Annotated in this window: 11 protein-coding genes; 3 read left to right on the forward strand and 8 right to left on the reverse strand. The window is 69.5% G+C overall.

Annotated features, from left to right (window positions below; translation table 11 throughout):
* Positions 1-605: 605 nt before the first annotated feature.
* From JHN45_RS49305 to JHN45_RS49320, 4 genes are all read right to left on the reverse strand, one after another.
* On the reverse strand, positions 606-1,730 hold the full coding sequence (locus tag JHN45_RS49305) for a GuaB3 family IMP dehydrogenase-related protein (RefSeq protein WP_200715867.1): 1,125 nt from the start codon (positions 1,728-1,730) through the stop codon (positions 606-608).
* A gap of 104 nt (positions 1,731-1,834) precedes the next feature.
* Positions 1,835-3,340, reverse strand: coding sequence for an IMP dehydrogenase (gene guaB / locus JHN45_RS49310; RefSeq protein WP_200715866.1), 1,506 nt, complete (start codon positions 3,338-3,340; stop codon positions 1,835-1,837).
* 161 nt (positions 3,341-3,501) lie between these two features.
* The gene (locus JHN45_RS49315; protein ID WP_200715865.1) at positions 3,502-4,089 is read right to left on the reverse strand and encodes a sigma-70 family RNA polymerase sigma factor; all 588 of its coding nucleotides are present in this window, start codon (positions 4,087-4,089) and stop codon (positions 3,502-3,504) included.
* A gap of 266 nt (positions 4,090-4,355) precedes the next feature.
* On the reverse strand, positions 4,356-4,967 hold the full coding sequence (locus tag JHN45_RS49320) for a response regulator transcription factor (RefSeq protein ID WP_003948568.1): 612 nt from the start codon (positions 4,965-4,967) through the stop codon (positions 4,356-4,358).
* Between the two features lie 380 nt (positions 4,968-5,347).
* Here JHN45_RS49320 and JHN45_RS49325 point away from each other — a divergent pair, with 380 nt between their 5' ends.
* Positions 5,348-5,674, forward strand: a complete 327-nt coding sequence (locus JHN45_RS49325; RefSeq protein WP_019066760.1) for a WhiB family transcriptional regulator — start codon at positions 5,348-5,350, stop codon at positions 5,672-5,674.
* A 64-nt stretch (positions 5,675-5,738) separates the two neighbouring features.
* Here JHN45_RS49325 and JHN45_RS49330 read toward each other — a convergent pair whose 3' ends face one another.
* Positions 5,739-6,638, reverse strand: a complete 900-nt coding sequence (locus JHN45_RS49330; protein WP_201056010.1) for a LysR family transcriptional regulator — start codon at positions 6,636-6,638, stop codon at positions 5,739-5,741.
* Between the two features lie 80 nt (positions 6,639-6,718).
* Here JHN45_RS49330 and JHN45_RS49335 point away from each other — a divergent pair, with 80 nt between their 5' ends.
* Positions 6,719-7,387, forward strand: a complete 669-nt coding sequence (locus JHN45_RS49335) for an MOSC domain-containing protein (RefSeq protein ID WP_201056011.1) — start codon at positions 6,719-6,721, stop codon at positions 7,385-7,387.
* 108 nt (positions 7,388-7,495) lie between these two features.
* A complete protein-coding gene (locus tag JHN45_RS49340) occupies positions 7,496-8,269 on the forward strand; it encodes an SDR family oxidoreductase (RefSeq protein ID WP_200715862.1) in 774 nt (257 codons plus the stop codon).
* A 96-nt stretch (positions 8,270-8,365) separates the two neighbouring features.
* Here the strand turns inward: JHN45_RS49340 and groL are convergent, their stop codons facing one another.
* The 3 genes from groL to JHN45_RS49355 form a co-directional block, all read right to left on the reverse strand.
* Positions 8,366-9,991 (reverse strand): chaperonin GroEL, encoded by a 1,626-nt coding sequence (groL, locus tag JHN45_RS49345; protein WP_200715861.1) that lies wholly within the window; start codon positions 9,989-9,991, stop codon positions 8,366-8,368.
* Between the two features lie 124 nt (positions 9,992-10,115).
* Complete coding sequence (gene groES, locus JHN45_RS49350) at positions 10,116-10,424, reverse strand: co-chaperone GroES (RefSeq protein ID WP_019066754.1); 309 nt, start codon at positions 10,422-10,424, stop codon at positions 10,116-10,118.
* Positions 10,425-10,735: 311 nt separating this feature from the next.
* Positions 10,736-11,158 carry a hypothetical protein gene (locus JHN45_RS49355; RefSeq protein WP_201056012.1) on the reverse strand — a complete coding sequence of 141 codons (423 nt, stop codon included), beginning with the start codon at positions 11,156-11,158 and terminating at the stop codon, positions 10,736-10,738.
* Positions 11,159-11,358: the final 200 nt, after the last annotated feature.

Raw genomic sequence — 11,358 nt, forward strand, 5'->3', positions numbered from 1 at the left:
GGACACTCCGTTCACTTTTCAGGAGCTCACCGCAGTTAGCCCTGCGGTGAGCTCCACCTTGTTGGTGGAAGGTCAGCGGCCACCCCCAGTTGGTGTGGGGGTGGCCGCTGACCTTCCACCAACAAGGTGGAGCTCACCGCAGGGCTAACTGCGGTGAGCTCCTGAAAAGTGAACGGAGTGTCCACCCCTAGTTGGCTTGGGGGTGGCCGCTCACTTTCCGCCGTGAATCCACAAGATCCACCTCCTCCGTTGCTTCACCATCCGAAGACGGATCCGGTCCCAGCGGGTGGGCTTGCGGTGGCGACCCATGGGCGCCCCCTTCCACGAGGCCGCCCATTAGCCCGGTAGGCGGTTCGTCTGGAATTCGGGCCGGGCCCCGAGAGCCCGGGTCCGGAACGATTTCCGTGGAAGGGAGCACCCCTCACAACTGGGGCGCCGATCACGGACGTTACCGCCCCGACACGCCCCACCTGCGAATTTTCGCCCCGAACGCAACCGTGCGCCCCCAGTCCCAACACGCGCCCCACCAGCCCCACTTGGGCACACGAAAGGGCCCGGACCACCCGAGTCCGGGCCCTTCGAAGCGTCGTAGAACCGCCTATCGCCTACCGCTTGTGCTGCGAGTCAGCCACCGTCACCTCGACCCGCTGGAACTCCTTCAGCTCGCTGTAGCCGGTGGTCGCCATCGCCCGCCGCAGCGCCCCGAAGATGTTCATCGAGCCGTCCGGGACGTGCGACGGACCCGTGAGGATCTCCTCGATCGTGCCGACCGTGCCGAGGTCGACCTTCTTGCCGCGCGGGAGTTCCTCGTTGACCGCTTCCATGCCCCAGTGGTGGCCCTTGCCGGGGCCGTCCGTGGCGCGGGCCAGCGGGGAGCCCATCATGACCGCGTCGGCGCCGCAGGCGATCGCCTTGGGGAGGTCGCCGGACCAGCCGACACCGCCGTCGGCGATGACGTGCACGTACCGGCCGCCGGACTCGTCCATGTAGTCGCGGCGGGCGGCGGCCACGTCGGCGACCGCGGTGGCCATCGGGACCTGGATGCCCAGCACGTTGCGCGTGGTGTGCGCGGCGCCGCCGCCGAAGCCGACGAGGACACCGGCCGCGCCCGTGCGCATCAGGTGCAGGGCCGCCGTGTAGGTGGCGCAGCCGCCGACGATGACCGGGACGTCCAGCTCGTAGATGAACTGCTTCAGGTTCAGCGGCTCGTGCGAGCCCGACACGTGCTCGGCCGAGACCGTCGTACCGCGGATGACGAAGATGTCCACGCCCGCGTCGACGACGGCCTTGGAGAACTGGGCCGTGCGCTGCGGGGAGAGCGCGGCGGCGGTGACCACGCCCGAGTCGCGCACCTCCTTGATGCGCTGGCCGATCAGCTCCTCCTTGATGGGAGCCGCGTAGATCTCCTGGAGGCGGCGGGTCGCGGCGTCCGCGTCCAGCTCGGTGATCTCGTCGAGGAGGGACTGCGGGTCCTCGTAGCGGGTCCAGAGGCCTTCGAGGTTCAGTACGCCGAGGCCGCCGAGCTCGCCGATGCGGATCGCGGTGGCCGGGGAGACGACCGAGTCCATGGGGGCGGCCAGGAACGGCAGTTCGAAGCGGTAGGCGTCGATCTGCCAGGCGATCGAGACCTCCTTCGGGTCCCGCGTACGGCGGCTGGGGACGACGGCGATGTCGTCGAAGGCGTACGCCCGGCGGCCGCGCTTGCCGCGCCCGATCTCGATCTCAGTCACGTCTGTGGCCTTTCCTCTGCGTTTCAGCGTCTTCCAGTATCGCCGACGGACACGACAAGGGCGGCCCCGGTGTCCCCGGGGCCGCCCTTGAGGAAGCCTGCCGACTACTTGCTGCGGCTGTAGTTCGGTGCCTCGACCGTCATCTGGATGTCGTGCGGGTGGCTCTCCTTGAGGCCCGCCGAGGTGATCCGGACGAAGCGGCCCTTGGTCTCCATCTCGCCGATGGTGGCCGCGCCGACGTAGCCCATGGTCTGGCGCAGTCCGCCGACGAGCTGGTGCAGCACGTTGGCCAGCGGGCCGCGGTAGGGCACCTGGCCCTCGATGCCCTCGGGGACGAGCTTGTCGTCGGAGGCGACCTCGGCCTGGAAGTAGCGGTCCTTGGAGTACGACCGGCCCTGGCCGCGGGACTGCATCGCGCCGAGCGAGCCCATGCCGCGGTAGGACTTGAACTGCTTGCCGTTGATGAACTGCAGCTCGCCCGGGGACTCCTCGCAGCCCGCGAGGAGGCTGCCGAGCATCACCGTGTCGGCGCCGGCGGCGAGCGCCTTGCCGATGTCGCCGGAGTACTGCAGGCCGCCGTCGCCGATGAGCGGGACGCCGGCCGCGCGGGCGGCGAGGGAGGCCTCGTAGATGGCGGTGACCTGCGGGACGCCGATACCGGCGACGACACGGGTGGTACAGATCGAGCCGGGGCCGACACCGACCTTGATGCCGTCGACACCGGCGTCGACGAGGGCCTGGGCGCCGTCGCGAGTGGCTACGTTGCCGCCGATCACGTCGACGCCGACGCTCGACTTGATCTTCGACATCCAGCTGAGGGCGTTGCTGTTGTGACCGTGCGAGGTGTCGACGACCAGGAAGTCGACGCCCGCCTCGGCGAGGGCCTGGGCGCGGTCGAGCGCCTCGGGGCTGGCACCGACAGCGGCGCCGACGATGAGGCGGCCTTCGGCGTCCTTGGCGGCGTGCGGGTACTGCTCGGCCTTGACGAAGTCCTTGACCGTGATGAGGCCCTTGAGGACACCCGCCTCGTCCACGAGGGGAAGCTTCTCGATCTTGTGGCGGCGCAGCAGCTGCATGGCGTCGGCGCCGGTGATGCCGACCTGGCCGGTGACCAGGGGCATCGGGGTCATGACCTCGCGCACCTGACGGGAGCGGTCGGTCTCGAAGGCCATGTCGCGGTTGGTGACGATGCCGAGCAGCTTCTTGTTGCCGTCGGTCACCGGGACACCGCTGATGCGGAACTTGGCGCACAGGGCGTCGGCCTCGGCGAGCGTGGCGTCCGGGTGCACGGTGATCGGGTCGGTGACCATGCCGGACTCGGAGCGCTTCACGAGGTCGACCTGGTTGACCTGGTCCTCGACGGACAGGTTGCGGTGCAGGACGCCGACGCCGCCCTGGCGGGCCATCGCGATGGCCATGCGGGACTCGGTCACCTTGTCCATCGCCGCGGAGAGCAGCGGGATGTTGACCCGGACGTTGCGCGAGATGCGGGACGAGGTGTCGACCGCGTTCGGGAGCACCTCGGATGCGCCCGGCAGCAGCAGCACGTCGTCGTAGGTCAGCCCCAGTGTCGCGAATTTGGCGGGCACTCCGTCGACGTTGGCAGTCATGACACCTTCCCCAATGGCCTTGATCGGTGCGGATGTCCATGCTAACGGGAAGCACGGTCCCCGAATTCCACGATTCCACGGCTACGGCTCGCTCCGGGCTTCGTATGTTCGTACGGATGCCGTCGGCCGACTGTTCAAGAAAGGCACCGCTCGCCCAGGTGTTACTGCTCCGCCAGTGCCCGCAACCGGCTCAGTGCACGGTGTTGCGCGACCCGCACCGCGCCGGGTGACATTCCCAACATCTGGCCGGTCTCCTCGGCCGTGAGGCCTACGGCGATGCGCAGCAGGAGCAGTTCGCGCTGGTTCTCCGGGAGGTTGGCCATGAGTTTCTTGGCCCATTCGGCGTCGCTGCTGAGCAGGGCGCGCTCCTCGGGTCCGAGGGAGTCGTCGGGGCGCTCCGGCATCTCGTCGGAGGGGACCGCCGTGGAGCCCGGGTGGCGCATCGCGGCGCGCTGGAGGTCGGCGACCTTGTGGGCGGCGATGGCGAAGACGAAGGCCTCGAAGGGGCGGCCGGTGTCCTTGTAGCGGGGCAGCGCGAGGAGGACGGCGACGCAGACCTCCTGGGCGAGATCCTCCACGAAGTGCCGTGCGTCGCCCGGGAGTCGGGACAGACGGGTGCGGCAATAACGCAGCGCCAGTGGGTGTACGTGGGCGAGCAGATCGTGCGTCGCCTGCTCGTCTCCGTCGACCGCGCGAAGGACGAGCCCACCAATCGCCCCTTGGGCACTGGCCCCCTCGTCGTCACGCATCGGTCCATGGTGCCTTGCGGCCGTGTGGTCCGTGGCACCGCGTCCGTTGTTGTGCACCGAAGCGTTATGAGCAGGTGCGCCGGAACTCATCTCCTGCGCCCTCCCCTCCCGCTCGACCGACTCGTCCCCGAGGAACTCCACACCTCAAGGATGCGGCATCCGCGGCGAAACGAGCAGCGGGCGCCCGGCGAGCCCCTTTGCCGCCCCCGCCCGCCATGAGGCAGGCGGGGATTCCCGTACCCCCGCTACGACCCACTGACCTGGCCCTAACGGACCAGACCCCAGCGGAAACCGAGCGCCACGGCGTGCGCCCGGTCCGAGGCGCCGAGTTTCTTGAAGAGCCGTCGGGCGTGGGTCTTGACGGTGTCCTCGGAGAGGAAGAGTTCACGGCCGATCTCCGCGTTGGAGCGGCCGTGGCTCATGCCTTCGAGGACCTGGATCTCGCGTGCGGTGAGCGTCGGCGCGGCGCCCATCTCGGCGGACCGCAGTCGGCGCGGGGCCAGTCGCCAGGTCGGGTCGGCGAGGGCCTGGGTGACCGTGGCCCGCAGTTCGGCGCGCGAGGCGTCCTTGTGCAGATAGCCGCGAGCGCCGGCCGCGACCGCGAGGGCCACGCCGTCCAGGTCTTCGGCGACGGTGAGCATGATGATGCGGGCGCCCGGGTCGGCGGAGAGCAGCCGCCGCACGGTCTCGACACCGCCGAGTCCGGGCATGCGGACGTCCATCAGGATGAGGTCCGAGCGGTCGGCGCCCCAGCGGCGGAGGACTTCCTCCCCGTTGGCCGCGGTCGTCACGCGCTCGACACCGGGTACGGTCGCGACCGCCCGGCGGAGCGCCTCTCGGGCAAGCGGGGAGTCGTCACAGACGAGGACGGATGTCATGGCCGCCCTCCGCAGCTGATGCGCGTCACCTTGAGCCTCCAGGCTGGTACGAAATCGTCACCTGTGCGGTCGACCGTCTCGGACGCCTGCCCGAGCACTTGTGTTTGCAACCGCCTCGCACTCTCAACGACGGTCACTCGAAAGAGTTACGGGGCCGTGTGTCGTCTTCGGCACTCTACGTGAGGGTGCGGACACGGTGGAGGCGTGCGCGGCCGACCCTCAAGCTTTCATCACAACCGGTGCCCCATTCAGCCCTATTTCTTCCCTTTTACTGGTGTCTGAGGCTAGATTCGCAATGAGTCATATTTTCATCTCCTTAGATCGTAGTTGTACGGTCGTGGACACCGTATCCGCCCATAACGGCTACAAGGGGTCACGCAATGGCAGATTTCTCCCGCCTTCCCGGACCGAACGCGGACCTGTGGGACTGGCAGCTCCTGGCTGCCTGCCGAGGGGTCGACAGCTCGCTCTTCTTTCATCCCGAGGGCGAGCGCGGTGCGGCACGAAGCGCTCGTGAGAACTCGGCCAAAGAGGTCTGCATGAGGTGCCCGGTCCGCGCACAGTGCGCGGCGCACGCGCTGGCGGTGCGCGAGCCGTACGGCGTCTGGGGCGGCCTCACCGAGGACGAGCGCGAAGAACTGATGGGGCGTGCCCGTAACCGCCTGGTGTCGGCCTCGACCGCCGGGGACATGGCTTCGAACAACTGAAGGAACGTTTCTCCCAGAACACCCTCCGACAGCACTCCCCCAGGGGCACGCGCGCGCGTGCCCCCTACTTTTCGCGGGCCGCCCGCTCCAGCTGGTCCAGCGTCGCCGCGACCGCGGGCACCTGCGCCAGGTCGGGCAGGGTCAGCGCGACGATCTCCCGCCGCACCGCCGGTTCCAGGGTCACCGTCCGCGCGCCCCGGGGCCGTACGGACTCGATGGCGAGCTGGGGCAGTACGGCGACGCCCAGGCCCGCGCTCACCAGGCCGACGACCGCCGGATAGTCGTCGGTCGCGAAGTCGATGCGGGGCGTGAAGCCCGCGGTCTCGCAGACCTCGACCAGTTGGCCGCGGCAGCGCGGGCAGCCGGCGATCCAGGGTTCCCCGGCGAGTTCGCCGATGGCGACCGACTTCGCGCGCGCGAGCCGGTGCTTTTCCGGGACCAGGGCGACGAGGCGGTCGCGGAGCAGGGGTCGTACCACCAGGTCGGACCAGTCCTCGGCGCCCGGCGCGGTCTCGTAGCGGAAGGCGAGGGCGATGTCGCAGTCGCCCTCGCGGAGCAGGTCGAGGGAGTTCGGCGGTTCGGCCTCCTCCAGGAAGACGCGGGTGCCGGGGTGGGCGGCGCGCAGGGCGGCGAGGGCCGTGGGGACGAGGGTCGAGCTGCCGCTGGGGAAGGAGACCAGGCGGACCCGGCCGGCCCGCAGGCCCGCGATCGCGGCGACCTCCTCCTCGGCGGCGGTCAGGCCGGCGAGGATGCCGGCCGCGTGCCGGACCAGGGACTCGCCCGCCTGGGTCAGGCGCATCTCGCGGCCGGTACGGATGAGGAGCGGGGTGCCGACGGAGGTCTCCAGGGCCTTCATCTGCTGGCTGACGGCGGGCTGGGTGCAGCCCAGCGCCCGCCCGGCCGCCGAGAAGGAACCGGTGGTGGCGACGGCGCGCAGCACACGGAGATGTCGGGCCTCGATCACACCCCGAGCATAAGCCCGCCTTGGGTGCACGACGGGATATTGCGCAACACCTTTGGGGCGCTCTCGCCTACCGTGGCTTCATGAAGCTTCTCTCGCTGAATCTGGGCCGGGCCACGGCCGTGCCGTACACGGACCAGCCGGACGGCGTGACGGGGATCGACAAGCGGCCGACCGACGGGCCCGTCCGGGTGAGCGCGCCCGGACCGAAGGGGATCGCCGGGAGCGGTCTCGCCGGGGACACGGTGTGTCATCTGCGCCACCACGGCGGCGACGACCAGGCGGTGTACGCGGTCGCGCGCGAGGATCTCGACGACTGGGAACGGGAGTTGGGGCGCCCGCTCGGCAACGGTTCCTTCGGTGAGAACCTGACGACCCTGGGGCTCGACGTGTCCGGCGCGCGGATCGGGGAGCGGTGGCGGATCGGTTCCGAGGTGGTCCTGGAAGTCAGCTCCGGACGGATTCCGTGCCGCACCTTCCAGGACCATCTGGGCGAGCGCGGGTGGGTGAAGCGGTTCACCCAGAAGGGCGCGCCGGGGGCCTATCTGCGGGTGATCGAACCCGGTGAGATCCGGGCCGGGGACGCGATCGAGGTCGTGCACCGGCCGGGCCACGAGGTGACGGTGGCCCTGCAGTTCCGGGCCGTGACGACCGAGCGGACGCTGTTGCCGCGGCTGCTTCCGGCGGGCGAGGCGCTGCATCCGGAGATCTTGGCGCAGGCCCGGAAATATGTCGCGGAACACGCGCACTGACCTGCCGTCACGGCTGGTTCGACGCCTTGTTCGACACGTGTTCGTCACGGATCGGGAGGGCCTGTGCAGAGATCCGGCCCGGTCGCCGCGAGTCACTAATCTTGCGCCATGACAACGGCATTGATTACGGGATCGACCGCGGGGATCGGTGCCGCGTTCGCGCGGCGGCTCGCGGCGGACGGACACAACCTCGTGCTGGTGGCGCGGAACACCGCGCGGCTCGCCGAGCAGGCCACCGAACTGCACGACCGGCACGGCATCGAGGCGGAGGTGCTGACCGCCGACCTCGCCACGGACGAGGGCATCGAGACGGTGGCCGCGCGGCTGGCGAACCGCAAGAACCCCGTCGACCTGCTGGTCAACAACGCGGGCTTCGGCAACAAGGGCCGCTACCTCGACGTACCGATGGCCGACGAGCTGAAGATGCTCAAGGTGCACTGCGAGGCGGTGCTCCGGCTGACCAGCGCGGCGACCGAGGGGATGCGGGAGCGCGGGCGCGGCGGGGTCGTGAACGTGGCGTCGGTGGCGGCCTTCGTACCGCGCGGGACGTACGGCGCGTCGAAGGCGTGGGTGGTGCAGTTCACGCAGGGGGCGGCCAAGGATCTCGCCGGTACCGGCGTACGGCTGATGGCGCTGGCGCCCGGGTTCGTGCGGACCGAGTTCCACGAGCGGGCCGGGATGGGCACGGACAACATCCCGAACTGGATGTGGCTGGACGCGGACAAGCTGGTCGCGGCGGCGCTCGCGGATCTGGCGCGCGGCAAGTCGCTGTCGATCCCCGACCCGCGCTACAAGGCGCTGATGGGCCTGGTGAAGATCACTCCGCAGGCGGTGCTCGGCGGGATCACGTCGAAGACCGGGCGGAAGTACGGGCCGCAGTGACGGCAGGCGCCCTGCCGACAATGACAACGGCACGAAGGCCCGGCTCCCCCAGAGGGGCGCCGGGCCTTCGGTGTCCTACGGGTTCACCGACTCGCGTCAGTGGGAGTGACCGTGGCCGTGACCACCGGCGGCCGGCTCCTCCTCTTCCTTCTTCTCGACGACCAGGGTCTCGGTCGTGAGGAGGAGGGAGGCGATGGAGGCGGCGTTCTCCAGGGCGGAACGGGTGACCTTGACCGGGTCGATGACGCCGGCCTTGACCAGGTCGCCGTACTCGCCGGTCGCGGCGTTGAAGCCCTGGCCGGGCTCCAGGTCGGCGACCTTGGAGGTGATGACGTAGCCCTCGAGGCCGGCGTTCTCGGCGATCCAGCGCAGCGGCTCGACGACCGCGCGGCGCACGACCGCGACACCGGTGGCCTCGTCGCCGGTCTTGCCGAGGTTGCCCTCGAGGACCTTGGCGGCGTGGACCAGAGCGGAGCCACCACCGGAGACGATGCCCTCCTCGACCGCGGCGCGGGTCGCGGAGATGGCGTCCTCCAGACGGTGCTTCTTCTCCTTGAGCTCCACCTCGGTGGCGGCGCCGACCTTGATCACGCACACGCCGCCGGCCAGCTTCGCGAGGCGCTCCTGGAGCTTCTCGCGGTCCCAGTCGGAGTCGGTGTTCTCGATCTCGGCCTTGATCTGGTTGACGCGGCCCGCGACCTCGGAGGAGTCACCGGCACCGTCGACGACCGTGGTGTCGTCCTTGGTGACCGTCACGCGACGGGCGGAGCCCAGCACGTCAAGGCCGACCTGGTCGAGCTTGAGGCCGACCTCCTCGGCGATGACCTGACCGCCGGTGAGGGTGGCGAGGTCGCCGAGCATCGCCTTGCGGCGGTCGCCGAAGCCGGGGGCCTTGACCGCGACCGCATTGAACGTGCCGCGGATCTTGTTCACGACCAGGGTCGACAGGGCCTCGCCCTCGACGTCCTCGGCGATGATCAGCAGCGGCTTGGAGGCGTTGGCCTGGATGACCTTCTCCAGCAGCGGCAGCAGGTCCTGGATGGAGCTGATCTTGCCCTGGTGGATGAGGATGTACGGGTCCTCGAGGACCGCTTCCATCCGCTCCTGGTCCGTCACGAAGTACGGCGACAGGTAGCCCTTGTCGAAGGCCATGCCCTCGGTGAAGTCCAGCTCCAGACCGAAGGTGTTGGACTCCTCGACGGTGATGACACCGTCCTTGCCGACCTTGTCCATCGCCTCGGCGATGAGCTCGCCGACCTGGCTGTCCTGCGCGGACAGACCGGCGACGGCCGCGATGTCGGCCTTGTCGTCGATGGGCCGCGCGGTGGCGAGCAGCTCGTCGGAGATGGCCTTGACGGCGGCGTCGATGCCCTTCTTCAGGGAGGCCGGGGAGGCGCCGGCGGCGACGTTGCGCAGGCCCTCGCGTACGAGCGCCTGGGCGAGCACGGTGGCGGTGGTGGTGCCGTCACCCGCGATGTCGTTGGTCTTGGTCGCCACCTCCTTCACCAGCTGGGCACCGAGGTTCTCGTACGGGTCGTCGAGCTCGACCTCGCGGGCGATGGTGACGCCGTCGTTGGTGATGGTGGGGGCGCCGAACTTCTTGTCGATGACGACGTTGCGGCCCTTGGGGCCGATCGTCACCTTGACCGTGTCGGCAAGCTTGTTGACGCCGCGCTCGAGGGCGCGACGGGCGTCCTCGTCGAACTTCAGGATCTTCGCCATGGGAGCGGTTCAGCCCTCTCGGAAAACGTGGGTGAAACGAACCACGCCCCTGACGCCCGGCTTCATAAGGTCGCGGGGGCCAGGGGCGCAGCTCACATACTGAATGTGCTTGCGGTGAAGCGAATTACTTCTCGATGATCGCGAGGACGTCGCGGGCCGAGAGGACGAGGTATTCCTCGCCGCTGTACTTCACTTCGGTGCCGCCGTACTTGCTGTACAGCACGATGTCGCCGGTCTTGACGTCGAGCGGCAGGCGCTCGCCGTTCTCGAAGCGGCCCGGGCCAACGGCCAGGACGACGCCCTCCTGGGGCTTCTCCTTGGCCGTGTCCGGGATGACCAGGCCAGAGGCCGTGGTCTGCTCGGCGTCGAGCGGCTGGACCACAATGCGGTCCTCAAGCGGCTTGATGGCAACCTTGGAGCTGGTGGTCGTCACGATCCGACCTCCCCCTTCGGAGATCTCACGGGGTTAACTGTCTGAGGTGGCGACCAGGTGGATCCGTCGTCGCGGGTGCCGGACCTGCCCGTCGCTATTGGCACTCTCCAGGGGGGAGTGCCAGGTCTGAGACTATGACCGCGATTAGCACTCGGTCAAGCGGAGTGCCAATGCCTGCGGCGCTTGACCGGATTTTTTGGTGGCCGCCGGCTGTGGTTGCCGCCCTCTGGGGGCTGCGCCCCCAGACCCCCGCTTCGGCCTGGACGGCCTCGTCCTCAAACGCCGGACGGGCTGAAGGTGACCGGCCCGCGCTAATCCGCCGTGCAGCCCCAGTAGCCGATCTCCGACGGCTCGCCGTCGCTGTAGAGGATCGTGCAGCGGCCGGTCCCTCGGCCCGGGAAGGTCTCGGCCCCGCTGCGGAGCGCGGCGACCCACTGCTCGCGGGTGGGTCTGCCCTCCGGTGCCCAGTCGCGCACCTCGTCCTCGGCCAGGGGGCGCAGCATGGCGAACTCGTCCCCGGACGCGGCGTCGACGAGGTCGTAGAAGTCGAGCACGGAGGAGGTGCCGCCCGTCAGGATGTACTCCCTCCAGCCGTCGTCCTCCCACAGATCGACGATGTCCCGCCCCGGGAACCCGTGGTCGTCCTCGGCCAGTTTCCGCTCCTGTGCCTGCCGGAAGGCCGACTCAAGGTTCTCCTGGTACGGCCCCGTCGAGGTCCACTCGTTGCCACCCATCGCAGCCCCTTTCCGTGCACCGCAGGCTAGAGGTAGTCCTCCAGCCGCCCCACCGTCAGGCCCCGCTCCTGAATTCCCCGGAGCAGCCGGGCCGTTGTGTCGGTCGGGGTGATGCGGACGATGTCGCCGGGGGTGAGGCGGTGGGCGCCTCGACGACAACCGGAACCCTCACCTACGCCCGAGGCGCCCACCGCCTCACC

Source organism: Streptomyces sp. MBT53 (assembly GCF_016654115.1).
GTDB lineage: Bacteria > Actinomycetota > Actinomycetes > Streptomycetales > Streptomycetaceae > Streptomyces.